This window comes from Pelagicoccus albus (assembly GCF_014230145.1).
Lineage (GTDB): Bacteria > Verrucomicrobiota > Verrucomicrobiia > Opitutales > Opitutaceae > Pelagicoccus > Pelagicoccus albus.
Map to the genome: position 1 here is coordinate 165,651 of NZ_JACHVC010000008.1, position 23,971 is coordinate 189,621.

The following is a 23,971-nucleotide window of genomic DNA, read 5'->3' on the forward strand; positions in this document are numbered from 1 at the left end:
ATACGAGAGTCGCGAACATCCCGTTTGTGGCTTTTGTACGTTTTGTGGTTTAATCAATTTCCAAATATGAACTTCACAGTGGCAATCGTAGGCCGACCAAATGTCGGCAAGAGCCGCCTTTTCAATCGATTGGCGGGCAAGCGCATTTCTATCGTTCACGATATGCCAGGGGTGACGCGCGACGTCATCACCCGCGATCTGGATGATGGCTACACGTTGATGGATACCGGAGGTATGGGGCTTGTCGAAGGTATGAGCGACACTCCCGGTAAGATCGTCAATGCGGTAGAAGGCCAGATCGACTTTTCTATCGACGCAGCCGATCTGGTGCTCTTCGTCGTTGATGGGCGCGAAGGTTTGATGGCTTTGGATAAGCAGATGGCCGAGCGTTTGCGGCGTGGCGACAAGCGAGTGATTCTCGTCGTCAACAAGGTCGATACGGAAACGACTGCCATCAAGGACAAGGAGTTCTACCGCTACGGATTTGGAGAGCCGCATCTTGTATCCGCCGAACACGGACGAGGTATGAGCACTTTGCGAAAAGCGGTCTTGAAGTTGCGTGACGAGATTGTCGGTCCGCCTCAGGAGCCGGAAGACGATGGGAAAAAGGTGCTGAAGGTTTGCTTCATTGGCCGCCCAAATGTCGGAAAGTCCTCCTTGAGCAATTGTCTGGTCCAGTCGGATCGTTTCATCGTGAGCGACGTGCCCGGCACTACTCGCGACTCCATCGAGATGCCTTTCGTTTGGAAGTCGAAGCGTGGGGAAGATTGGCACTTCATGCTCACCGATACCGCTGGGATTCGAAAGCAGACCAAGCTCAACTCCTCAGTCGAATACTTCTCCCGCGTTCGCTCGCTGGACGCGATTCGCGACGTGGACGTGGTATTCATGGTCATCGACGCCAAAGAAGGTCCGACCAATCAGGACAAGGCGATTGCCGGCGAAGCGACCAAGGCGAACAAGCCAGTTGTCATCGTGGTCAACAAGTGGGACCTGGCACTGAAGGCTTGGGAAGACGAGGAGATCGACGGATTCGACTCGGAAGCGAAATTCCGTGAAGCCTTCGAAAAGGGGATTCACCGTGAGCTGTTCTTCGTGCCCGGTTCTCCGGTACGTTTCGTATCCGCGAAGGAAGGCATCGATGTAGAGAAGATTCTTCTCTCCGCTCGCCAGCTCAACAAACGTCAGGGCCGCAAGATTCCGACCGGACGTTTGAACAACAAGCTCTACAAGATGGCCGAGCGTTTGCCTGCTCCGAAAAAGGACGGCCGCCGCTTCCGCATCTATTACGCGGTGCACACCGGAAACTATCCATACCGTTTCAAGATCTTCTGTAATCAGGCCAAGAAGCTGGGCGACTCCTACAAGCGCTTCCTGCTGAAGGGGCTGGTCGAAGAATTCGAGCTCGATGGCTGCCCGATGGTATTTGATCTGGTGAACAAGAAGAACCCGTACATCCAAGAGGAGGATTAGGATCCCGCGGCGCGTTTGCCGCCTGTATTGTTATGGCGTTTCGAATGATTTTCATGGGCTCGGACCCAATCGCTTTGCCCGGACTGGAAGCTGTGGTATCTGGTCGCTGTGGTGAAATCGAACTGGTCGCGGTCTATACCCAACCAGACCGGCCCAGAGGTCGCGGCAAGAAAGTCGTTCCCAACGAGATAAAGACTTGGGCCTTAGAACGTGACTTGCCTGTCTACCAACCTGAGAAGATGGGTAAGGCTGAGCGTTTGGAAATCGAAGCAATGGCAGTGGATTCGATTTTGGTAATGGCCTATGGGCATATCCTTTCCCAAAAACTGATCGATACGCCAAGGCTTGGTATCTGGAATCTGCATACGTCTCTGCTTCCGAAATACCGTGGAGCTTCGCCGATCCAGTGCGCGGTGGCTTCGGGCGATCAAGAAACGGGCGTTTCGCTGATGAAGTTGGTTCGTGAAATGGATGCAGGGCCGGTTTTGGATGTGGAGAAAGTTGGTATCGGCGAGTCTGATACAGCATTGGATGTGGAGTCCCGACTAGCGGATGCCTGCGCTCCTTTGTTGGTTCGTGGTTTGCCGATCGCGCATGGGGGCGAACCCGAGTTGCAGGAGCAAGATCCGGCCGGAGTTTCTTTTGTTCGCAAGCTTGGCAAGGGGGATGGAGAACTTGATTTTCGTGCTCCAGCCAAGGTTCTGGCTCGCCGGATCAACGGGCTTTTCCCTTGGCCTTCCACTCGCGCCAATTGGGGCGAGGTATCGATCAAGATTGGGTTGGCAGGCTATCAGAATGAAAGGGCAGAGGCTGATCCCGGCACTGTGCTTGGGCTGGAAGACGAAGGTTTGAAGGTCGCGTGCGGCGACGGAGTTGTTTTTCTCAAAAAGCTGCAGAGGCCGGGAGGCAAGATGCTGACGGCGGCCGAGTTTTTGCGAGGCTACGATTTACCGGTCGGGTCCGTATTCGAATCGCGGGAGATGACGGAACTTGTCACCGCGGAGCACGTCAAGGGCTAGCGAAGGCGGCGAATTGAGGAATTCTTTGTCAGCAAGGGCCGCCTTGCTCTCTAAACACTTGTTTTCGAAAACAGAATTTCCCACCATCCCCAGCCATGACTCGCCTCGTTAGATTTGTCCCAGCCTTTTTTGCGTTCGCCCTTGTTTTTACCTCTCAGCTCTCCGCTCAGTCTTCCAACCTGCAGTACCAGGTGGCCAATATGGTGGAAGACCAGCGACTCATGATGGAGCAGATGAGAGCTCTCCTTTCGGAGATGGATGACATGCGCCGCGAGAACGCTCGGCTGAAGTCGTTGGTGGAGGATTTGGAAGGCAAGGTTCAGCGCCAGTCCGGCAATTACGCCACGGTAGCCCAGGTGAACGAGGTTGTTCGCAAGGCGGTTACCGCCTTGGAGGCTAGAGACGAGACTTTGCGAAACGAGATGGTCAACATGGTTGGCGACAAGCTCGAAGCCTTTGGCAAGACAGTTAACAAGGCGCTGAATTCAGTCCCGACCATGCCAGCGCCACGCAAGGACGTTAAAACCAATTTCGATACTTCTGGGATTCCAACAACTGGCGTTCCGCATGAAGTCGCTCCAGGAGAAAGCATCTCGAGTATTGCCAAAAAGTACAATTCCCGCAGCGATTGGATCCAAAACATCAACAAGATCTCCGATCCGCGCCTCCTGCAGGTCGGGCAGACCATTTTTGTTCCTCAAGACTCTCAATAGCACCCACACCACATGGCGAAGAAACCCAGATTGGGCAAAGGGCTAGCCGGCCTGATTTCCGGCAACAAAGCGAACCAGTCGGCGCCTGCCGAAACGAAGGCGAAAGCGCCGGCGAAGACTCCGGCCAAGAAGGCGACCAAGGCAGTCAAAGCTGCGCCAGCCCCTGCGCCGGAACCGGCGGGAAGTCCTGACTTCATGGAGTTGCCGATTTCCAAGGTGGAGCCGAATCCTTATCAGCCACGCCGTGAGTTCGAAGAGAGCCAACTAAGCGATTTGGCCGAAAGCATTCGCAGCGAAGGTTTGATCCAACCGATCGTGGTTCGCGAGGTAAATGGGCGTTATCAGCTCATTGCTGGCGAGCGTCGCTGGCGGGCTTTCAAGATGCTGAAGCTCGGCAAGATCCCAGCCCGCATTATCAAGGCAGGCGATTCTTCCTCGGCCTCCATGGCCTTGATCGAGAATCTGCAGCGAGAGAACCTAAACCCGATCGAAGAGTCTCTCGGCTACGCCAGCTTGCTGCGGGACTTTGATCTGACTCAGGAGCAGGTAGCCGAAAGAGTGGGCAAGGGCCGCGCGACAGTGGCGAATTCGCTGCGTTTGTTGACGCTTCCCGATGAAGTTCGTGGCTATTTGTCGACTGGTCTTTTGTCCACCGGGCACGCTAAGGTGTTGCTCGGTCTCGAGGCTAAGCAAGAGCAGGTTTTGATCGCTCGTCGCATCATCGAAGAGGGGGTAAGCGTGCGTGGAACGGAGGCTCTGATTGAGAGCATGAAGCGCTCCGGCAAGGGCAAGCAAAGCGGAGGACGCACTGTTTCTTCCGCGGAAGCCGCCGCCATCGAAGACATCGAGAAGCGTATGGTTTCCTATCTTAATGCCAAGGTGGCTCTCAAGCACTCGCCCAAGAAAGGTAAGATCATGATCGAGTACACCGGCAACGACGACTTGCAGCGCATCCTCGAGAAGATCGGCTTGGAAGAAGCGTAGTACGTCGTCGTATTATCGTTTTTACTTCTAACGGTCGCATCCAGGCCTCTGTAATCTTGCCAGGGGTGTTTGTCCCTTTTATGCAGGGGTGATGTTGAGACGAATCCCTCTTTTCGCCCTGCTGTGTATCGTTATCTCTGCAAGTTTAGCTTATTCGCAGACGACTTGGACTGACCAGACTACGAGTGCTGGTATAGGCGGCATCCTTAATGATGTCGATTACGGCGACGGCCTCTATGTAGCCGTGGGGACAAATTCGACCGCGGGCCTGATCTATTCTTCAGAAGACGGCGTCACTTGGACCAGTCGTACTAGTTCCGCCAATCTCGGCGGAATCCTAAACGGGATTGCTTATGGAGATGGCAGCTTCGTCACAGTCGGCACGAATTCGACCTACGGCTTAATAGGCTTCTCTTACGATGGTATCAATTGGAACAACTTCACGAGTAGCGCCTCGATCGGCGGCATTCTCAATGATGTGGCCTATGGCAACGGAACTTGGGTCGCAGTGGGAGAAACGGGCTCGGTCGCAGTCGTGGCCACTTCGACCACCGGGGCGGCTTGGACGAACCGAACTTCAACTCTAGGCATCGGAGGAAACCTCAAAGGAGTCGCCTACGGAAATGGCAAGTTCGTGGCGGTCGGCACCAACGGGGCCCGAGTGGTGTTTTTGACCTCGGAGGACGGCCGTGATTGGCAAGACCACACGGTGGCGGTCGACATCGGCGGAGTAGCGTATTCAGTGGCTTATGACGGCAGTCGATTCGTGGCGACCGGGGAGGGGACTTTAAGCGGTGGAAGCACGACTGCCCATGTTTTGGTTTCTGAGGATGGCGAGACGTGGACGAACCTGACTCAATCGGCAGGCTTAGGCGGCATTGGCTATGGAGTCGCGGGTACGAACGGAACCTCGGTCCTAGTTGGGCGTACCGGATCGGCGGGATTGCTTGCGTATTCGGATAATGGATCAAGCTGGACGAATTTAACCAGTACCGCGAATGCTCCCGGGGACTTAAATGGAGTCGCAGTCGGCCCGACGCTTTGGGTTGCGGTGGGAACGAACGCGGTGAATGGCGTGGTAGTGACTTCAGAGGCAAGCAGTAGCTCCACGTCCGATCCTATCTTTTTCGAGTCGGATATCGAGGCCGGTCCCAACGGAGGAAACTACACAGTCAACGTTTTGGCCGGATCTTCCAGCTCTTGGACTGCGACTGAGGATTCCAGTTGGATTTCACTTACGAACCCGAGTGGCACTGGCAACGGCGCTGTTCAAGTGAATGTGTCGTACAATCCAGATCTAACGAGCCGCAGCGCTACGGTTGCTCTTGGGAGTAACAGTCTCGTGGTCAACCAAAGTGGCAGTCCGCTTATTACGCCGAGCTGGTATTCGGGGAGCTTGTCGAGCGAAGGCGTCGTAACTCTCCGCTGGTCTCAGGCGTACGGATCAGATGGATACGAATTGCAGAGAAGGCTACAAGGCGATTCCGCATTCACAACGATAGCGAACGTATCGGGAGCGAGCTCTATCACTTACGACGATACTACATTTGTATCCGGATATACATACGAATATCAGGTGCGTTCGGTGGCGGGTAGTGTCGTTTCCGATTGGTCGACTGTTCGTACTGTGGCGACTCCGCCTGCCATTCCGGACGGATTCGATGTCGCGGTATTGAATCCCTATCAAGCTCGACTCACCTGGAATGACGTGACGGGCGAGAGTGGTTATCTCATCTATCGGGCTCTTGGAGCGGATGGGAACTTTAGCCAAGTAGGCAGGACCGCCGCGGATGTGACGTCATTTGTCGACGTTGGATTGCAGGAGCTCACTCTTTATCGCTACCGCATTGAGGCGGAGAGTTCGATCTATGGGCGTTATTCGGAAATCGTTTCCGCCACGACCTCGGAGGATACACGGTCCATCGTTTGGTCGCATTCCAGCAGCGGGCTTCGCTCTTACAACGATGTCGCCTTCGCGGATGGAGTCTGGGTCGCGGTGGGTTCTGGCGGTTGGGTTAGCCGTTCCACCGATGCGAGCAGCTGGAGCGATGTCGATCCCGGCGTTACGGTAGCGCTCAACGACGTGGCATCCCGCTCGGGCCAGTTCGTTGCGGTGGGGGACGATGGTACTATTATATATTCTACCGACGGTTCGTCATGGACAGAAGCGGATAGCGGCCTTTCCGAGAGGTTGGTCGGAGTCGCCTATGGAACAGCGGGTTGGATTTCGGTGGGCGAATCGGGTGGTATGGTGAGCAGTGCGGATGGAATCGTTTGGTCGGCGGTGACGTCGATTGAAGCGAGTGAATTTGTATCCATTTTCTACGGAGGCGCTACTTACTTCGCGATCGAAGGCAGTGGTCGAGTGGTATCAAGCGCGGATGGGGCCACATGGACCGAAGTCCGGGCCAGCGCCTCGACTGATGCTGAGTTGCAACCGTATTTCTGGACTCGAACAGCTGGGGTGGAAGGAAATGGAAGTTTTTCCATGGTCGGCCCAAACAGCTATTCATCCAACAGTTCCGATGGGGTCACGTGGAACGAAGTGTCCGAGGGTGACTATAATTACTTCAATTCGGTTGCTTACGGAAATGGTCAGTTTGTGGCGGTGGGTATCAACGGAAGCGTTGGTACCTCGGCGACGGGAGCCTCTTACGCGAGCTCGGCGTATCTGCAGGTTTCTTTAAACGGGGTTGCGTTTGGGAATGGCATTTTCGTCTCCGTGGGAGAGCGTGGTTTTATAACGAGCAGCTCCGACGGAAGCTCTTGGACCACCAGAAACGCGGCGGTGGGATCTGTCGCGAATCTTACTGTGATAGCCGCTGGCGCCGGCCAACTGGTCGCCTTTGGCGATACCGATACCGAAACCGTGGTGGTGGTGAACGACTTCGATGGGCTCGGTTGGAACGAACATGTCTACTCGGCCGATTCCAGCGCCTACATGCCGCTCATGGATGACGCCTTGTACCTGGGATCCAACTACGTGGCGGTTGGAAACGAAGGGTTAGCTCTGACTTCTACCGATGGCGTTACGTGGACGACTACCCGAAATCAGGAAGCGGGAGCCATTAATGATTTTCTCCGCACAGTGGCCGCGGGGCAGGGCAAGGTAATCGCGGCAGGAGGCTCCGATGGTTTGGTCGTGTCGCAAGATGATGGAGCGACCTGGCAAGCAGTTTCAGATTTGCCGAGCGGATTCCACGCTTGGAGCATTGCCTATGCGGATGGTAATTGGGCAACTGTATTTCCTGGCCAAAATGACGTGGAAGCTTATCGGTCCTCAGACGGCAGCACGTGGACTTTGGCATCGGTCAGCGGTACCAATGTTCCGGAGATAGACATGCTCACCACCGGCTCTCTCTATGGAAGCTCGCTTTGGTTGGGGCTGGGGTCGAGCTACGATGGTAGCTCCGCGCAAGCGATGGTTTCCGCCGATGGGGCGAATTGGAATGCCAGCTCCGTTACCGGCATCGATGGCGATGTGAAGGGGCTAGCCTATGGGGCGGGCTTGTTCGTTGCCGTGGGAGATGGCTCCTCGGTTTGGGCTTCCATGAACGGAATCGATTGGGAGGCCTCTCCTGTAGGTTACCTTTCTCAGGAAATCGCCAATCTCGGTGGGTTTCGGGACGTGGTTTTCTATCTCGACCGGTTCTATGCTGTAGGAGTGGGAGGGACGGTTGTTGAGTTGTTTATGCGCTCTAGCGATTCGCCCGCCGGTCCTGTTTTGGATCCCGCGGAGGTTCTGGTCACGAGCCGAGGCAATGGACTGTATACCCTGACTTGGTCCAGTGATGTGGGAGTTGCCTACCAGCTGGAAACGGTAGTCGGTCTCGGAACGGAAAGTTGGGTTTCGGTGGGGTCTCCTCTGAATGGGACAGGCTCAAGCCTCAGCGTCGATGTGGATCTGCAAGCAGGGGCCTCGGTTCGCTTTTGGCGGATTCGTACTCTCGAGCCCTAGAGGGGGGCTTTAGATCGCAAGAGTGTTTCCGTCCTTGACAAGGCAAAATCCTTTTTCGACTGTCTCCGGCTCTAATTATGGATTTTCTCAACGGCTTTCTCACAGTAGTACTGGTCCTCGTGTCCCTTTTCATGATCTTTTTGGTGCTCATGCAACGTGGTAACGCCAACGGTGGCCTTGGCGCTGCTATGGGCGGGGGCATGGCCGAGTCGGCTCTCGGAGCGGAAACCAGCAGCGTCCTTTCCAAGTGGACTCGTAACACTGCGATCGTATTTTTCTTGCTCACTTTTGGCCTCTATCTCTCCAAGCTGCACCAGCATGAGGTGGCGAAGGCCGGCGTCGAAGGAGCTCTTCCGCAGATCGACGCGCCTGAGCAAAGCGCAGCATCTAGCGCGTTGCAGGAGTTGATGTCTGAAGCCGAAGAAGCGACTGACGCTGCGGCGGACGAAGTCGATGCGGCTGCCGAGCAAGTTGAGTCGCAAGCAGCGGAAGCTCAGGATGCAGCGGAAGAAGCTGCTGAAGAACTGCCAGCTCAATAAAGAATTCCGTACGGATACCTTTTCAAATGGCCGGGTCTACCCAACGCATGGGAATACGCCCGGCCTTTTTTGTACCTAGAATCAAGCGAGTCCTGCTGCTAGCGGGTTTCGGTCTATTCTGCCTATTGGAGCTTTCGGCTCAGCGGAGGCTATCGGATAGCCCGCTTGACACCTTGGGAGAGGACGTGAGCCAGGCGGACGGGCTAGAGATCCTCAATACTTTCCGGAGCCTCGGGATCGCGGGAGATTATCGGCTTGGCTTCGAGTTGCGAATCATGCCGCGACGGGGCGATACAGTTGAGGTTCCTGGCGTGTTGATTGGCACTCAGACCGAATATGGTCCGCTCACTCGAATCGATATCGCTCTCAAGCAGTCGGATGTGACGGATCAGGGAAAACTCATTCCCGCCGAGGTGAAGCGGCTTTTGCTGCAAAATGGGATCTTTGCCAATGCGGTCAGCTCCAACAGCTGGGACGAGTCGGCGGAGCTTCCTAAACCGGTTGCGGCGGAATCCTATTTCGAGGGGATAGCGGGCAGCGATTTCACCATCTTCGACCTGTTGATGCCTTTTTCCTTTTGGCAGGATTTCGAGTACGAGGGGCGAACCACCAAGCGGAGTCGCCCGACTCATGTTTTCACGCTGTTGCCACCGCAAGAGGCAGAGGGAATCAGGGCTCACATCTCCAAGGTTCGTATCTATCTCGATGAGGAGTTCAACGCTCTGAATCGCGTGGAAATCTATGATGCGGAAGGCGAGCTGAGCAAAACGCTCTCCGTGGTGGCCTTCAAAATCGTAGACGGACAAGGTGTTCTCAGTCAGGTCGACGTGCGCAACGAGCAGACGCGAGACAAAACCCGTTTTCGCGTGACGGACCCCGCTCTGGGGGTCGAAGTGCCTGAATGGGTGTTCGATATGGAGGGCTTGACCCGGAACGTATACGGTACGCCGCTTTCCCGCGTACAGGGCAAGCCAGCCGAAGAAGACGAGTAACTTGCCGACCCGCATGTTCCGTTAGCGTGAGGCTTGGCGGATGATCTCTTGGATGGTGGTATTGACCGGACCCATCGCTTGGTAGGCTTGATCCAATTGGTGCGGGCGTTCGACACCTAGTCGAAGGTAGGCGGAGGCCAATAGGAAGGCACATACGATGCCGAGGCTGCTGGCGAGGATTTTTCCGATGGTATGGCGAGAGAGAGAAGGGGAAGTGATTCGTTTCATGCCACTCTCCATCGCACTGCAGATGCCATTTAGGGTAGGAAAATTTGTAAGTAACAGATGGACAGTGAAATACGTTGTTCGGTTTTTGATGGAACGATTTGAAGAATCGATATCCTTACAACTGTTGACTGGTGCTTATGTGCAATTAATGTACACCCATGCCGCAAAAGATATTTGTCCGTGATCATTGGCCACTTGCTCAGAAACTGGCTGAAGTGGTTTATTGTAATCCCTTTGAAGAGTCTCGATGGCAACTGGAGCGGGAGTGCTTGGGGGAGGACTATCAGGAACGGTATCGTTACGTCGCTCCTGGCGGGGCGGAAGAGTTGTTGGCCCCGAATTTAAAGAAGCTCTTGGCTATGGCGCTCGAGTTCATGGAAGCTGCCCGGTCCAAGCTCGCCAAAGCTAGGCAGGTGGATGAAGGGGAGCGAGTGGTCTACGAAAACCTTGTACACTTCGTGGTTTATCACGAGTTCATGCAGAAGTACGACCGTCTTATCGAAGGCGCTCTTGCGGGAAAGCCAGTGCCTGGCGGCGTCTCCTTTTTCTACGAGTATCGGGACCGCCAGCGGTATTTTCTGAGCGTGCACGCGGCCACCCGCTTTTCGCCTGAGCAGGAGGGATTGTATTTTGCGCTCTACTTTCAGTTGAGACGGGCGTGGCTGAATATCTACCGGTATCTGGTGGGTGGCTCCGAGGCGATCTGCGCCCTGCGAAGCCGAATCTGGGGCAGTTGTTTTACCCACGACATGCGCCGCTACCAACGCTCGCTCTACAATCGGATGAGCGATATCGTGACCTTGATAACGGGTCCATCGGGCACGGGCAAGGAGTTGGTGGCTCGGGCGGTAGGCATGTCCCGATTCGTTCCCTTCGATATCAAGACGGGGCGTTTTGCGGTCGATTTCTCGGAAGCGTTTTATCCGCTCAACCTTTCGGCACTCTCTCCCACATTGATCGAGTCCGAGCTTTTCGGGCATCGCAAAGGAGCCTTCACGGGAGCCTTGCAGGATCGGGAAGGCTACTTCGAGAAATGCGGAGCGTTTGGTACCGTCTTCTTGGATGAGATAGGAGAGACGGATGCGTCCATTCAGGTTAAGCTGCTGAGGGTGCTGCAGACTCGGCAATTCCAGAGGCTCGGCGACACCGCGCTGAGGCCTTTCGTCGGAAAGATTATGGCCGCTACGAACCGGGATTTGCCGGATGAGATCGCCGCCGGGTCCTTCCGTGAAGACTTCTATTTCCGCCTTTGCGCGGATCGGATTCGGACTCCATCTCTTAGCGAAGTGCTTTCAGGGAGTGGGGCGGAGATAGGAACTCTGGTCCGCCATATCGCCCTCAAAGTGGCTGGTCCCGTGGACGCGGAATCGCTGGCAGAGGAGTCGATTGGCTGGATAAAGCAAAACCTTGGTTCGGCCTACCAGTGGCCCGGCAACTTCCGAGAGCTCGAGCAATGCGTGCGTAACATTATGATTCACGGTCGCTACGAGGCGGAGGATCTCGGTTTGAGCCGAGTGGACGCGGATCGCGTCAAAGAGGCGGCAGGAGAAAAATTGACCGCGAATCAATTGCTGAGCCGCTACGCCCAGGAAATCTACAGACGAGGCGGGAGTTATGAAGAGACCGCTCGCGTTCTCCAAGTCGACAGAAGGACTGCGAAACGCTATGTTTTGGGAGTCGATTGATAGAAAACGCTAAGCCTAGTTGGACAAAATTTGTACATTGGATTCTGGGGTTGGATTTAGTTGGACGGGTTGAGGATTTGTAAGTAATTGATAAGCATTGGTTAGAGGGTTCGTAATTCTCACTTCTCGCGGGCTGGCATGACGCTAGCAAATAGAGAGGCATGCAAAAATCTGCTCCTCTCTCTTACTCTTACCGGCTGATCGGTTCCCAGGGCTTGAATGCCTTGGGCGACCACATCGCTAAAATCACCGCCTCCGCTTTGGTGGCGGCCTTGTTTCCGGAGCGTCAGGCTGCGGTTTGGGTAGGCGTTATTTCCGCCCTATATGTGCTGCCTTATATTTTTCTCGCTCCAGTGGCAGGAAAGCTGACGGGCCGCTTTTCCAAGTCGGCCGTGGTGCGGGGCAGTTTATTGCTGCAAGCGGCGGCGACAGCTGGCTTGGGCTTCAGCGCAATTCAGGGCTCATTCGGCGGGGTGATCGCCTCGCTCGCTTTGGTTGCCTGCCAATCCAGTCTTCTCGCTCCTTCTCGCAACGCGCTTTTGAAGGACCTTTGCGGAACTGAAAGGCTTGGGCAAATGATGGGGCTGCTGGGCCTTGCGGGCGTAGGTGCGACATTGGTGGGGCTTGCAGTGGGTGGATGGTCCTTTGACCAACTCTGGAAGCTGCTGGGAGACCCTTGGCAAGCGACCGCCATCGCCGGAGCGGCTTCGAGTCTCTTTGCGCTTTTTGCTTACGGGGCAGTGTCGCGCATCGACTCCAATTCTGAAACGGAAGTCGAAAAGGACAGCTCGTTTATCGCTGCGGCTCGCGAGCTTTTCGCTCGGCCTGTCCTGAGATGGACCTCCCTCGGCTTGGCTTGGTTTTACGGAGTGGGGGCCATGTTGATCATGATCTTGCTGCAAGATAGCCGCCTTGATCATGGTCAATCAGTTGGATCTGCCAGCCAAGGTGGAGGAATGGCGGCTTTACTCGGATTTGGAGTCGCTGCTGGAAGCGGCCTTGCCGCCTACCTTTGTAGACGCCGCATCGAAGTCGGGCTATCGTTTTTGGGGGTTGTCCTTTTGAGCGTGTTCATTCCTTTGACTGCTTTGTTCTGGGACAACGATGGGATGGTTTCGGCCGGTGTTTTAATCCTCGGTTTGGCGGGAGGACTTTTTTCCGCTCCCTTGAACGCCTTGTTCGTTGCTTCCGCTCGCGACGACGCTCGCGTGACATCGATCGCGGCCAACAACCTGCTGATCAATGTCGTTTCAGGAGCCTTCGTTTTGATCGCGTCGGCAATGGGATATATGGGCTGGAGTCCGCAGGCTCAGCTTTGGATCGTGGCGGGAACCAGTGTCGTAGTAACCGCGGCGATGACTGTTTTGGTGCCGGAGAGCCTGGTTCGCTTAGTCCTCATGGCTGCGTGCAAAGTCTTCTATTCCCTGAAGCCGAGATACACCGAAAAACTTCCGAGAGAAGGCGGTACGCTTTTAGTATCCAATCATGTTAGCTACGCGGATGCATTGCTGATTTGGGCAAGCTCACCTCGCCCAGTACAGTTCGTCGGCACGGATGAGCTTTTGAAATATCCTCTGATGAAGTGGGTGTATCGGAAGTTCAACGTCATCCCGGTTTCGCCGCGTAGAGCCAAGGATGCGGTTAGCAAAACGGTCGACGCCTTGAAGGCGGGTGGTGTGGTTTGCCTTTTCCCGGAGGGAGCTTTGACGCGCACTGGCATGGTGATGCCCTTCAAGAAAGGGGCCGAACTCATTGCTCGATTGGCACAGGTACCGGTTGTTCCCTTGGCGATCGACGGGATGTGGGGATCTGTATTCAGCTTCTCTGACAAGCCGTTTCGCTATCGTTGGGGGCAGCCTTTGCGTCGTCAGGTATCGCTTGCCTTCGGGGATGCTGTGAAGTTTGATCAAGCGTCGGTAGAGAGTTTGCGCGAAGCGGTGTTGGACCTGTCGCAGGATGGTTTTTCAAATCGCAGGAAGCTGGAAAAGTCTTTGGCCTATCTCAGTTTGAAAGTACTGGCCCGGAAACCATTTTCGACAAAGATGGTCGACCGATCCTTGGGATCGAAACGTTTTCGTAATTACCAACTATCGGTGGCAGCTTTGGGCGTCTCGAGGTACCTAATCAAAGATTGTCCGGCGGCGAGAGTGGGAGTGCTTTTGCCGCCATTCTTTTGCCGGGAGCTCTGTTGGCTAAATTGTATTCGGTGGCTGAATTCGGAGGGGGCAGGGAAGCGACCCTGTTATACTCAAGCGGGAGTTCTGCGGAGCCGAAAGGGATTCCTCTGAGCCATCGAAATCTAGTGGCCAACGTGTCGCAACTTTCTGGATGCTACTTGATGCGTTCTTCGGATCGGCTCCTGGCCAATCTGCCTTTGTTTCACAGCTTCGGACTGACGGGAGGATTTTGGCTGCCAATTTTGAATGGAATGCAGGTCGTTACTACGTGGTCGCCTTTGCAAGCGAAAGATAATCTCATGGCGATACGTGAGGAGTCGGTAAGCGTGATGATCGGCACGCCGACTTTTCTCAGGCCTTATCTTAAAAAGGCATCGAGTGAAGACTTGAAGAGCTTGCGGCTGGTGGTGGCGGGAGCGGAGAAGCTGCCATCGGATTTAGCGGAGCAATGGAAACGCCGTTTTGGAATCAGCATTCTGGAGGGTTATGGAATGACCGAGTGCGCTCCGGTAATCTCTGCCAATTGTTTGCGAAGCGATGCGCTCAAGGGACGTTATGCCTTGGCGCAGAATGGCAGTAAACAGGGGTCGGCAGGTCTTCCCTTGCCGGGAATCCGTATACGTATTGTGAATCCGGAGAATAAATCGGAAATCGCCAAACCAGGTAGTGGCGGACTGATACTTGTGAAGGGACCGAATATTTTCTGCGGCTATTTAGAGCCGAGCTCGGAAGTTCGTTTTACGCAAGATGGGTGGCTGGATACGGGTGATTTGGGACGTATCGACGATGAGGGCTTTCTTTGGATCGAGGGACGTCTCTCACGGTTTTCAAAGATCGGTGGCGAGATGGTCTCCCACACAGCGGTAGAGGAAGCCATAGTAGAAGCGTATCCAGAAATTGGAGAAAGCGAGGTCCCTTCCTTGTTCGTCGGGTCTCGAGCTTGCGGCAAAAAGGGAGAGTCCTTGGTCCTCTTGACCACTCGGTCTTGTGACGGTGTTGAACTCTCAAAACGCTTGCGAAACCAAGGTTTGCCCAACTTGTGGATTCCTCAGCACCTTGTCGAAGTGGGCAGCTTACCCCTGCTAGGTTCGGGTAAGCTCGATTTGAAAGCCTGCTCAGCCTTGTGCGGTGATGACTCGCCGGCCCAGCAGCTACAAGTGGGAGCAGCTTGAGCTCAGAGGGATATGTTCGCTTGCGTATCCGGATTGAACAGGTGCGCTTTGCTCAGGTCTAGCCGGACAGACAGACTTTGGTTGGATCGAATTAAGACGTCACTCCTGATACGTCCGATGAGGGATTGCTGACCTGACGAAAGGTAGAGTATGGTTTCGTTGCCCATGGGTTCTGCCACGTCGACGACTACTTGAGCTGTGTGTTCAGGTTCGTAGTCAGCCAAGTCTCGCGTGTCCTGTATATCTTCTGGACGTATGCCCAAAACGATAGGCTTGTTCAGATAGTTGGCAGCGGGTTCTGCCAGTACGTTGCTCAGTCGCACCTTGAGCGGAGAGTTGTCTGCGGAAAAGTAGAGGGCATCCGCCTCCTGCGTTATAGTCCCTGCAACAAGATTCATGGGCGGACTACCGATGAAACTGGCGACGAACATGTTGGCTGGCTGGTTGTAGATTTCCAGAGGCTCGGCCACCTGCATGATATTGCCATCGTTCATCACGCAGATCCGATCTCCCATCGTCATCGCTTCCACTTGGTCATGCGTAACGTAAATCATGGTAGCGGCCAAACGGGCGTGCAGCTTTGAGATTTCCGCTCGAGTGGATACTCGCATCTTCGCGTCGAGATTTGAAAGTGGCTCGTCGAAAAGGAACACTTTGGGTTTTCGAACGATGGCCCGTCCGACAGCTACGCGTTGGCGTTGTCCGCCAGAAAGGGCGAAGGGCTTTCGCTGTAAGAGATCTTCGATACCGAGAATCTGGGCCGCCTCTTTTACGCGTCGCTCGATCTCCGTCTTTTTTAACTTACGACGTTTCAAGCCGAAGGCCATGTTTTCGTAGACGCTCATGTGTGGATACAAGGCGTAGTTTTGAAAGACCATAGCGATGTCGCGATCTTTGGGAGCGACTTCATTGATGACATTTCCGTCGATCTTGATCTCGCCGCCGGAGATTTCCTCCAATCCCGCGATCATGCGAAGGCTGGTGGACTTGCCGCATCCGGATGGTCCGACCAGCACCATGAATTCACGATCTTTGATGAAAAGCTCTATCTGGTTAACAGCCCTGACATCTTCACCTTTTCGGTTTGGGTAAACCTTGAGCAGTTTGCTTAATTCAACGGTAGCCATTTTGGTTTTGTTCGAATGATCGTTTCAAGGTTTGGGACTTCGAGATTCGTGATAGTGGGCAAGTTCTGTCAACTTCTTAGTCTGAGCTCGTGAGGCTCTGGGTTTGCTGGAAATGAATCCGTCCTTGGTTGCCATTTCCGTTTTCAATACGAATCGAAGAGGTGGCGTTCATCGTAATTTCATCCTGAGACGTATCGAAGTGTATCGATGAATCGCTTACTATCGAGGTCCATTTTCCGACATCGCAGCACTTCATTGAAGGTTCCCGTATCCGGTTTTATGAACTGGATACACTTGTAGGAATTGAGAGTGAGTTGGTTCAGATTATCTGGATACGGGCCCAAAATGGCGTAATTTATTGTAAAAACTGCTTGTACCCAAAAAATACTAACGCGTTTATGTTTGAAAATCTAATGTTTTTAAGTATCTGATCGGTAATAAGAGGTTTAAAATTCCCACCGAATAAACCGTTAATCCTAACCATACTAAAGTTATGGCCGCTAAAAAAGGCGTTGAGAGTTCTCCTCTCACATTCGATCTGAAGGCAGACCTCATCTCTGTCCTCGATAAATATCAAAAGCAGCTCGGCGTATCCAAAAGCGAAATTATTCGCCATGCGATCGCTGGCTTCGATTACGCTGGGTTTGCTCCAGCAGTAGAAGACCACCGCCAGATCTCGGTACGTCTTCCACTCGCACAGAAGAAAGATCTCGTGAAGCTCGCCAAGGCCAAGAAGGTAAGCATCGGTGAACTGCTCCGCGCAGCTCTCGAAAAATTGCCAACTGTTCCTAGCAAGTCTGGAATCGAAAAAGCTCCAAAGCCTGCCAAGAAGGTTGCTAAGAAAGCTGCGAAAAAGGCGACTAAGAAGGTAGCCAAGAAAGCAGCTAAAAAGGCCGTCAAGAAGGCACCTGCTAAGAAGGCTGCTAAGAAGGTAGTCAAGAAAGCTGTGAAAAAGGCAGTGAAGAAGGCACCTGCCAAGAAGGTTGTTAAGAAAGCAGCCAAGAAGGCACCTGCCAAGAAGGTGGCTAAGGTAGCCAAGAAAGCAGTTAAGAAGGTAGCCAAGAAGAAGGCGGCTAAGAAAAAGAAGAAGTAATTTCTTCTCCTCTAGTTTTTCTGCACAAAAGCCGAGGCGTAACTGCCTCGGCTTTTTTGTGGTTCGAAATTGGGTGAAAAGCGCTTATTACAAAGCTGCTTTACGTGCTCGCTTGATTGCTTTCTTAAGTGAACTGATAACGGTATCGAGTACTTCAAGACGGGCTCTCATCTTGCAGTTGGCGGGAATGATTTTCCAAGGAGCGTAATCGGTATTCGTCTTCTCGATCATCTCGTTGACCGACTCTTCGTAGCGTTCCCATTTCTCCCGATTTCGCCAATCTTCATCGGTGATCTTCCAATTCTTCAGCGGATCCGTTTGGCGGGCTTCGAAACGCTCCAGCTGAGTATCTTTGTCGATATGGAGCCAGAACTTGAGGATGGTAGTACCGAATTTTGCGAGATGTTCTTCCATCTGGTTCATCTCGCGGTAGGCGCGCTGCCAATCGTCATTCGAGCAGAGGGCCTCAACTCGCTCCACCAATACGCGGCCGTACCAGGAGCGGTCGAATATTGCGATCTTTCCACGGGGTGGCATTTCTTTCCAGAAACGCCAGAGGTAGTGATGGCTTAGCTCGACTTGATTGGGCGCGGCGACTGGATTTACGTCGTAGCCACGCGGGTCGATACTCTGGACGAGACGTTTAATGCATCCCCCTTTCCCGGCGGCGTCCCATCCGCAAAAAGCGATGACGACAGGGAGCTCGTGGCTGTGGATCTCATGCACGAGCTCATGGATTTTTTCCTGCCGCTGCTTCAAGGTCTTTTTGTAGAGCTGACGGTCCATCGGCTCTTCGAATTGGGTATCGGCAAGGTAGTTATGCCCCTGATACGTCACCCAATTTCTCTCCTCTTTTGGCAGGGCGAGGAGGGCTCTTTGCTCTTCGATCGCGTTCTCAAGCGTATCGATGATGTGGTTGTAAACGTCGACTAGGGCCGTTTTGAAATTTTCGGTATCGATGGTGTGCCAGCTGGCGTAGTCGCGGTTGGTGGCTTCCATCCCTTGCTTTGCTGTCTCCAGATAGGAGCGGTATTGGCGATGGCGGCGCCAGTCCTTGGGGGTGACACGCCAGGCTGTTTTGGGGTTGTCTTCCAGCTTCCGGAAACGCTTGGCCTGCGTCTTTTTGGATACGTTGAGGAAGAGCTTCACGATCTTTACTCCACTGTCGTGGAGCTGCCGTTCGAAGTTAACGATGTCTTCCCAGTAGCTTGGCAATTCGTCTTCGTGGAGTTTTCCCTCTGCCCAGGAATCCAGTACGAGGTAGTAGGGGCCGCGGTCGTAGAATTGGATTTTCCCTTTTGCGGGGGTGTTGTTCCAGAATCGGTGCAAGAGCGGATAACGCCGAGGATCCTGTTGTCCTGCGTGAGTCGAGTAGACGCGGAACGAGCGGCTATCGATCTCCAGAAGCACTTCGTTTAGCAGCCGTCCTTTCATCGACGCATCCAAGCCCTCCACGATCACTAGGGAGGGAATGCCTAGGCTGCCCGCCTCTCGCTGCACAACTCCCAGCTTTTGAGAAAGTTCTTTCAGTTGAGCTTTGGTGGAAGTGTGGGCGTCGGAGTCGGTTGTATTTTCAGACATATACAGATTGTTGGTCGGATGGCGAATGAGGCTTAGCAGCTTTTATGTCAGCCGCAGTATCCGAAAAGCTTTTTCGTTTTGATAAAGTCGGCGGCGGCCTTGGGGACCATGGTTTCCCAAATCGGGTCGTTTTCGGCGATAGCGGTTAGGATGTCGCGCGAGAAAATTTCCAGCAGATCCTCGTCGATTCCTCGGATATGCTCGATGTATCCGTTTTCCAAGAGGTGCAGGTAGAGGTTCGTTAGCTGAGGCGTTACCCGCAGGTTGTTGCAGGTAATGATGAGCTCGTCGGCTAGGCCTCCGCTTATGTTGGCCCCATCGATCGGTTCGGCAACCTTGTTGTCCTGAGACTCGGCGAGCAGGGTAAGATAGCGCCGGTAGGCGCGTTGCTTCATGGGATAAATGTAGAGGCGAACCGAGTTTTTAAGAAGTCGGCCGAAGGATTCCAGAATGCCGCCCGCGAGGTGGGAGTAGTACTTCTCGTTGAAGATTTCCAAGAGGTTGTTGATGCCCATACAGACGCCAATCATCTCCTTGGTGTAGCGGCGGAAGTAGGAAGTCAGCCGATAGAATTCGAAATAGTTGGATATCAGAACGTAGTTTCCGGTGGCTCCCAACAGGTCGATACGGGCGAGATAGTCTTCGTAGTCTAGCTTCCCGGAAGCCAGCAGGTTGTTCATGGTTATTTCCGCCAAGACGATGACGTCCTTGCCCTGAATAAGTGGCTCTTGAATGAATTGGGCCCCAGAGCACTTGAGCATGTCGATATTTACTCGAGTAACCGGGCGGAAACTTCCTCGCTCCACGAGAATGGCTTTCTTGTAAAGGGCCTCGGAGGGCTGGGTGATTTCACCGTTGGGGGAAAAGAGCACCGCATTGGTCAAGCCACGTCGCACCAAGTGAAGATTGGCGATTCGTTCGTCGACGCCTTCGAAGACAGGTCCGGAGAAGTGTATCAGGTCAACCTCGATGCGTTCGTTTCCGACATTGTCGACAAGGGATTCGATCAGCTTTTCGACGTCGTGGTTGTGGTAGAACGCTCCGTAAATCAGATTGGTACCCAGAATGCCGACCGCGTGTTGCTGCTGCACGTTTTCCGGATCCCACATGCGGCAGTGAAGATAAATCTCGTTGGGAGGTCCGCCTGGGGAAGCCTGAAAACGGATCCCCATCCAGCCATGAGTGTCGTCGCCGCCGCGGTAGCTCTTCGCCTTCATGGTATTGGCGTAGGCGAAAAAGGTACGTTCCGAGCCGATCTCGTCCTTGAGGCGTTCTTCGAGCAGGGCGTATTCGTGCTCGATCATCTTGACCACGCGTTCCTTCGACACGTAGCGGCCAACCTTGCCGTAGATCGAGTCGCTGAAAGTCATGTCGTAAGCCGACATGGTTTTGGCGATGGTTCCGGCTGCTCCTCCAGCCTGGAAAAAGTTTCTGCACGTCTCTTGTCCGGCGCCGATTTCGGCGAAAGTCCCGTATTTTGCTGCGTCGAGATTGACGGTGAGAGCTTTGCGGTTGGTGGTGAGGAATTCGCTCGTTTCGGAATTGGTTTCCATGTCGTGAGGAGAGTTTCGGGCGTGGAGCCTTATGCTGTATTCAAGGTTCTAGGCTCAGGGAAGGCTAGGTCAAACAGGGATCTTTGTTGGATCCGACAATTGCGTTAAAAGCGACAGTGCAGCCAAGTCCAGTTTAGGTTTGCGGACAGGGGTCGATGGGAGTGTTTAGGTTAAGTGTTTTTCTATTAATAGTATGAAGGATTTTTTTAAGATGTTCTTTGCCGCCTTGCTGGCCCTCGCGGTAGCCAGTTTTGGCCTATTTCTCTTTTTCTTGCTCATGGTAGGGCTGATCGGCTCGATGAGCCAGCCAGTCCCCCAAGTGGCGAACGGCAGCGTTCTAGTGTTCGATATGTCCGCCTCGGTCCAAGACAGGCCGGTGGGCATGACCCGTGACGCATTTATCGATGAAGTGGTAGGAGGGGCGGGTTCCCGAAGCCTATCCCTGTTGAGCTTGAAGCGAGGCCTGGAGGAGGCTGCGAATGACGACCGTATCGAAGCCTTGCTGCTGACAGGATCGTTTGCAGTGGACGGATATAGCTCGGGATTTGCGGCTCTCAAGGAAGTACGCGAGTCCATAGAAGTCTTTAAGGCTTCTGGAAAGCCGGTCTATGCCTATGTCGTGTATCCAAGCGCTCGGGACATGTATGTCATTTCGGCGGCTGACGAGATTTTCATGAACCCAGAGGGCGTGGTTGGCGATTCTGGCATGTCGATGAGCTATCCGTACCTGGGAGGCTTCATGGATCGCTACGGGATCGGGGTGCAGGTTACTAGAGCCGGAGAATACAAGGCGGCTGCGGAAACCTTTGTTTTGGAAGGGATGAGCGATCCAGCTCGCGAGGCGAATTCGGCGGTGCTGGCTGACTTTTGGCAGGAATATTTGGGGGTAATCGCTTCCGGAGCGGAATTCGATCCCGCTACTTACGAAACCAAGCTGAACGAGCTTGGAATGCTGGCCGCGGATGATGCTGCGGAAATTGGGCTTGTAGACGAACTGCTGTACACCGACGAGTTGATCGCGAAGATGCAGGGAATCTCCGGTTTGGAGAGTGAGTCTAACTCTTTTGTGCAGACAGCGATCGACGATTACCTGTTAGAGGTGGTTCATCCGATGTATTCCAGCGACGGCATGGTGGCTGTGATTTATGCGGAAGGATCGATCGTAGACGGAGAAGGGAAAGATGGGCAGATCGGCGGAAATTCGCTTGCTCGTGTTATCCGCAAAGCCCGTCAGGACAAAAAGGTAAAGGCCATGGTGCTACGTGTGAATTCGCCAGGCGGCAGCGCTTTAGCCAGCGAAGTGATTCAGCGCGAAGTCAGGTTAGCCAAGGAACAAATGCCAGTTGTCGTATCCATGGGAAGCGTGGCGGCCTCTGGTGGTTATTGGATATCCGCCTACTCGGATAAGATTTTCGCCCAGCCCAACACCTTGACCGGTTCGATCGGAGTGATCGGCGTTTTCTTCAACTACGAGGAATTGGCCAATAAGCACGGTGTGAATTTTGATACCGTCAAGACCACCGAGCATGCCGACTTGATGGGACAGTTTAGGGCCAAAACCGAAAAGGAGATGGGGCTGGTTCAGCGTCACGTGGATATCGTGTACGATTCATTCCTGCACAAAGTTTCCGAAGGGCGTGAGCTTCCGCTGGAGGAGGTACGCAAGATCGCTGGGGGAAGAATTTGGTCAGGCGTGGATGCCTTGGAGATTGGTCTGGTCGACGAGCTGGGCGGTTTGGCAGACGCGATCGCTTTTGCCGGAGAGCAGGCCGGACTTGGCAGTTTGCCCGCTATCGTGGAATTGCCGGAAGCTGGAAATTTCCTGGAGGATCTCTTTGCGGTGACTTCCCAAAAGGCTGCGGACGCGTCGACGGATGTTGCCCTTCGTCCGATTGTCCGTCTCTATAGGGAGATCGGCGAGATAAGCTCGCTGTACAACGATCCGAAGGGCGTGTATGCGGTTTTGCCTTACACGATCTCGATCGACTAGCCTATCCCGCAAAACTATGGAAACAGTACTCACTCGCGATTGCAGCGCTACAGCCATCCCGGCTGGCAACGCGGTCACCTTGGAAAAAGGGACCGAAGTATTTATCACCCAAACCCTGGGAGGAAACGTAACCGTACGGACCGGTAGCGGTCTGTTTCGCATCGCCAGCTTCGACGTCGACGCCTTGGAGGAAGTCGACTTGGGCGAATCTGGTTCCGAGGCCGCGTCAACGAGCGGTTCCCTGGAGGATTCCGTCTGGGACGCTTTGCGCCAGTGTTTCGACCCTGAGATCCCAATCAATATCGTGGATCTCGGACTCATTTATGATTTGAGAATCGAACCGAGCGAAGCGGGGCAAAGCAATGTGTTCGTGAAGATGACTTTGACGGCCCAAGGCTGCGGTATGGGACCCGTTATCGCGGAAGATGCCCGCACTCGTATCAGTCTTTTGGACGAGGTATCCGAGGCGACGGTAGATATCGTTTGGGACCCAGTTTGGAATCCGCAAATGATCTCCGAAGAAGGTCGCAAGGTACTAGGGATCGTTTGATCTCACGCTCTATTTAAATCTATCTAGCCCCACTTTCCGGTGGGGCTTTTTTGTGGAGCAAGCTCTCGGAATTAGCTTTCGCAGTTGGGGCGGGCGATGACGCCTTGGTAGGGTTCTGGGGCGAAGGTGCCGTCCCCGTCTTCCGGCATGTGGCGATCGCAGATGTCGAATAGCTGGGTTTTCGATTTGGCCCTTCGCATCTCGTAAAGAAACTTGCCTTCCGGGTCCACGCCCTGTCCCACGAAGTTGAGGTACTTCTTCATCTTGTTGACTTGGGCTTGTTCGGGAGCGTGGGGCTTGCTGACGGCTTCGTAGAGCTCTTTTATGTAGCGATTGACCTGATACAATGGGATCTCGGATATGGGCAAGCCGGCTTGGTCGTCTCGAATTTGCTGGAAGATCCAAGGGTTGCGAATGGCATGTCGACCGACCATGACGCCAGCGGCTCCCGTGTAATCGAGGACTTGGCGAGCTTTAGCGGCCGAGGTAATGTCGCCATTTGCCAGTAGCGGACAACTGATCCGTTCGGCAGCCCGCTTGATGAAGTCGTAGTGGACTTCGGAGCGATACATTTCCTTCACGGTTCTGCCGTGAAGGCTTAGCAGGTCGACCTGATGTTTATTGACGAGGTCGAGGATCGTTTCGAAGTTTTCAGTATCGGAAAATCCGATACGCATCTTTACGGTGAAGAGTCCCGGGACTGCCTCACGCAAAGCGCCTAGGACCTGATCCACTTTTTGCGGATCGCGAAGCAAGCCGCCGCCGCATTGCTTTTTGTAGACGGTTGGGGAGGGGCAACCCATGTTCAGATCTACGCCAGCGATCGGATGTTCCTGCAGGTCCTTGGCGGAGCGAACCAGATGATGAATGTCCTCGCCGATCATTTGTGCGAAGACTGGACGACCGGTTCGGTTTTCGGTCACCGCTTCCAGTATGTGCTTTTCCAGACGAGATTGGGAATGCACCCGAAAATACTCGGTTACGAAGTAGTCTGGCGCTCCGCAATTGGCGATCACTGCCATGAAGGGGAGATCGGTGACGTCTTGCATGGGAGCGAGCGCAGTCAGTGGCTGCCCTTCTTGGATGGGAGGTGGGAGAGGCGTTTGGGTTCTGCCTGGCTGAATGTCGCTCATGTTG

The 23,971-nt window shown here is 54.0% G+C and carries 19 protein-coding genes; 13 read left to right on the top strand and 6 right to left on the bottom strand.

Annotated features, from left to right (window positions below; all coding sequences use genetic code 11):
• The first annotated feature begins 66 nt into the window (after positions 1-66).
• From der to H5P27_RS09175, 7 genes are all read left to right on the top strand, one after another.
• Positions 67-1,473, top strand: a complete 1,407-nt coding sequence (der, locus tag H5P27_RS09145) for a ribosome biogenesis GTPase Der (RefSeq protein ID WP_185660100.1) — start codon at positions 67-69, stop codon at positions 1,471-1,473.
• A gap of 32 nt (positions 1,474-1,505) precedes the next feature.
• A complete protein-coding gene (gene fmt, locus H5P27_RS09150; RefSeq protein ID WP_221774661.1) occupies positions 1,506-2,492 on the top strand; it encodes a methionyl-tRNA formyltransferase in 987 nt (328 codons plus the stop codon).
• 95 nt (positions 2,493-2,587) lie between these two features.
• Positions 2,588-3,205, top strand: coding sequence for a LysM peptidoglycan-binding domain-containing protein (locus H5P27_RS09155; protein WP_185660101.1), 618 nt, complete (start codon positions 2,588-2,590; stop codon positions 3,203-3,205).
• Between the two features lie 12 nt (positions 3,206-3,217).
• The gene (locus H5P27_RS09160) at positions 3,218-4,189 is read left to right on the top strand and encodes a ParB/RepB/Spo0J family partition protein (RefSeq protein WP_185660102.1); all 972 of its coding nucleotides are present in this window, start codon (positions 3,218-3,220) and stop codon (positions 4,187-4,189) included.
• A gap of 91 nt (positions 4,190-4,280) precedes the next feature.
• Complete coding sequence (locus H5P27_RS09165; protein WP_185660103.1) at positions 4,281-8,147, top strand: beta strand repeat-containing protein; 3,867 nt, start codon at positions 4,281-4,283, stop codon at positions 8,145-8,147.
• Positions 8,148-8,224: 77 nt separating this feature from the next.
• The gene (secG, locus tag H5P27_RS09170) at positions 8,225-8,686 is read left to right on the top strand and encodes a preprotein translocase subunit SecG (protein ID WP_185660104.1); all 462 of its coding nucleotides are present in this window, start codon (positions 8,225-8,227) and stop codon (positions 8,684-8,686) included.
• Positions 8,687-8,712: 26 nt separating this feature from the next.
• Positions 8,713-9,678, top strand: a complete 966-nt coding sequence (locus H5P27_RS09175; RefSeq protein ID WP_221774662.1) for an outer membrane lipoprotein-sorting protein — start codon at positions 8,713-8,715, stop codon at positions 9,676-9,678.
• Positions 9,679-9,699: 21 nt separating this feature from the next.
• On the opposite strand, the gene H5P27_RS09180 is transcribed toward H5P27_RS09175, so the two are convergent.
• Positions 9,700-9,906: a hypothetical protein gene (locus tag H5P27_RS09180; protein WP_185660106.1), complete on the bottom strand. Its 207-nt coding sequence runs from the start codon at positions 9,904-9,906 to the stop codon at positions 9,700-9,702.
• 158 nt (positions 9,907-10,064) lie between these two features.
• Between H5P27_RS09180 and H5P27_RS09185 the strand changes: the two genes are divergently transcribed.
• The 3 genes from H5P27_RS09185 (at position 10,065) to H5P27_RS09195 (ending at position 14,940) form a co-directional block, all read left to right on the top strand.
• Positions 10,065-11,591 (top strand): sigma-54-dependent transcriptional regulator, encoded by a 1,527-nt coding sequence (locus H5P27_RS09185; protein WP_185660107.1) that lies wholly within the window; start codon positions 10,065-10,067, stop codon positions 11,589-11,591.
• A gap of 161 nt (positions 11,592-11,752) precedes the next feature.
• On the top strand, positions 11,753-13,879 hold the full coding sequence (locus H5P27_RS09190) for an MFS transporter (protein WP_185660108.1): 2,127 nt from the start codon (positions 11,753-11,755) through the stop codon (positions 13,877-13,879).
• Complete coding sequence (locus H5P27_RS09195) at positions 13,798-14,940, top strand: AMP-binding protein (RefSeq protein WP_185660109.1); 1,143 nt, start codon at positions 13,798-13,800, stop codon at positions 14,938-14,940. The genes H5P27_RS09190 and H5P27_RS09195 overlap by 82 nt, the downstream gene beginning before the upstream one ends.
• 2 nt (positions 14,941-14,942) lie before the next feature.
• Here H5P27_RS09195 and H5P27_RS09200 read toward each other — a convergent pair whose 3' ends face one another.
• Both H5P27_RS09200 and H5P27_RS09205 read right to left on the bottom strand, forming a co-directional pair.
• Positions 14,943-16,067 (bottom strand): ABC transporter ATP-binding protein, encoded by a 1,125-nt coding sequence (locus H5P27_RS09200; protein ID WP_185660110.1) that lies wholly within the window; start codon positions 16,065-16,067, stop codon positions 14,943-14,945.
• A 76-nt stretch (positions 16,068-16,143) separates the two neighbouring features.
• Positions 16,144-16,323, bottom strand: coding sequence for a hypothetical protein (locus tag H5P27_RS09205; RefSeq protein ID WP_185660111.1), 180 nt, complete (start codon positions 16,321-16,323; stop codon positions 16,144-16,146).
• A gap of 237 nt (positions 16,324-16,560) precedes the next feature.
• Between H5P27_RS09205 and H5P27_RS09210 the strand changes: the two genes are divergently transcribed.
• Entirely contained in the window at positions 16,561-17,160 is a 600-nt protein-coding gene (locus H5P27_RS09210; RefSeq protein ID WP_185660112.1) for a ribbon-helix-helix domain-containing protein, read from the top strand.
• Between the two features lie 87 nt (positions 17,161-17,247).
• Here the strand turns inward: H5P27_RS09210 and H5P27_RS09215 are convergent, their stop codons facing one another.
• Together H5P27_RS09215 and H5P27_RS09220 are read right to left on the bottom strand one after the other, a co-directional pair.
• Positions 17,248-18,741, bottom strand: a complete 1,494-nt coding sequence (locus tag H5P27_RS09215) for a phosphate--AMP phosphotransferase (protein WP_185660113.1) — start codon at positions 18,739-18,741, stop codon at positions 17,248-17,250.
• A 47-nt stretch (positions 18,742-18,788) separates the two neighbouring features.
• On the bottom strand, positions 18,789-20,294 hold the full coding sequence (locus H5P27_RS09220) for a TonB-dependent receptor (RefSeq protein WP_185660114.1): 1,506 nt from the start codon (positions 20,292-20,294) through the stop codon (positions 18,789-18,791).
• Between the two features lie 193 nt (positions 20,295-20,487).
• Here H5P27_RS09220 and sppA point away from each other — a divergent pair, with 193 nt between their 5' ends.
• Entirely contained in the window at positions 20,488-22,284 is a 1,797-nt protein-coding gene (gene sppA / locus H5P27_RS09225) for a signal peptide peptidase SppA (RefSeq protein ID WP_185660115.1), read from the top strand.
• A 16-nt stretch (positions 22,285-22,300) separates the two neighbouring features.
• Positions 22,301-22,834 (top strand): iron-sulfur cluster assembly protein, encoded by a 534-nt coding sequence (locus H5P27_RS09230; RefSeq protein WP_185660116.1) that lies wholly within the window; start codon positions 22,301-22,303, stop codon positions 22,832-22,834.
• Between the two features lie 71 nt (positions 22,835-22,905).
• Here H5P27_RS09230 and H5P27_RS09235 read toward each other — a convergent pair whose 3' ends face one another.
• Positions 22,906-23,967, bottom strand: coding sequence for a tRNA dihydrouridine synthase (locus H5P27_RS09235; RefSeq protein WP_221774663.1), 1,062 nt, complete (start codon positions 23,965-23,967; stop codon positions 22,906-22,908).
• Between the last annotated feature and the right edge of the window lie 4 nt (positions 23,968-23,971).

What these genes read in the sequence shown, in the direction of transcription:
- der (WP_185660100.1), top strand. Translation starts at nt 67, where the DNA reads ATGAACTTCACAGTGGCAATCGTAGGCCGACCAAATGTCGGCAAGAGC.
- fmt (WP_221774661.1), top strand. Translation starts at nt 1,506, where the DNA reads ATGGCGTTTCGAATGATTTTCATGGGCTCGGACCCAATCGCTTTGCCC.
- H5P27_RS09155 (WP_185660101.1), top strand. Translation starts at nt 2,588, where the DNA reads ATGACTCGCCTCGTTAGATTTGTCCCAGCCTTTTTTGCGTTCGCCCTT.
- H5P27_RS09160 (WP_185660102.1), top strand. Translation starts at nt 3,218, where the DNA reads ATGGCGAAGAAACCCAGATTGGGCAAAGGGCTAGCCGGCCTGATTTCC.
- H5P27_RS09165 (WP_185660103.1), top strand. Translation starts at nt 4,281, where the DNA reads ATGTTGAGACGAATCCCTCTTTTCGCCCTGCTGTGTATCGTTATCTCT.
- secG (WP_185660104.1), top strand. Translation starts at nt 8,225, where the DNA reads ATGGATTTTCTCAACGGCTTTCTCACAGTAGTACTGGTCCTCGTGTCC.
- H5P27_RS09175 (WP_221774662.1), top strand. Translation starts at nt 8,713, where the DNA reads ATGGCCGGGTCTACCCAACGCATGGGAATACGCCCGGCCTTTTTTGTA.
- H5P27_RS09180 (WP_185660106.1), bottom strand. Translation starts at nt 9,906, where the DNA reads ATGAAACGAATCACTTCCCCTTCTCTCTCTCGCCATACCATCGGAAAA.
- H5P27_RS09185 (WP_185660107.1), top strand. Translation starts at nt 10,065, where the DNA reads ATGCCGCAAAAGATATTTGTCCGTGATCATTGGCCACTTGCTCAGAAA.
- H5P27_RS09190 (WP_185660108.1), top strand. Translation starts at nt 11,753, where the DNA reads ATGCAAAAATCTGCTCCTCTCTCTTACTCTTACCGGCTGATCGGTTCC.
- H5P27_RS09200 (WP_185660110.1), bottom strand. Translation starts at nt 16,067, where the DNA reads ATGGCTACCGTTGAATTAAGCAAACTGCTCAAGGTTTACCCAAACCGA.
- H5P27_RS09205 (WP_185660111.1), bottom strand. Translation starts at nt 16,323, where the DNA reads ATGAAGTGCTGCGATGTCGGAAAATGGACCTCGATAGTAAGCGATTCA.
- H5P27_RS09210 (WP_185660112.1), top strand. Translation starts at nt 16,561, where the DNA reads ATGGCCGCTAAAAAAGGCGTTGAGAGTTCTCCTCTCACATTCGATCTG.
- H5P27_RS09215 (WP_185660113.1), bottom strand. Translation starts at nt 18,741, where the DNA reads ATGTCTGAAAATACAACCGACTCCGACGCCCACACTTCCACCAAAGCT.
- H5P27_RS09220 (WP_185660114.1), bottom strand. Translation starts at nt 20,294, where the DNA reads ATGGAAACCAATTCCGAAACGAGCGAATTCCTCACCACCAACCGCAAA.
- sppA (WP_185660115.1), top strand. Translation starts at nt 20,488, where the DNA reads ATGAAGGATTTTTTTAAGATGTTCTTTGCCGCCTTGCTGGCCCTCGCG.
- H5P27_RS09230 (WP_185660116.1), top strand. Translation starts at nt 22,301, where the DNA reads ATGGAAACAGTACTCACTCGCGATTGCAGCGCTACAGCCATCCCGGCT.
- H5P27_RS09235 (WP_221774663.1), bottom strand. Translation starts at nt 23,967, where the DNA reads ATGAGCGACATTCAGCCAGGCAGAACCCAAACGCCTCTCCCACCTCCC.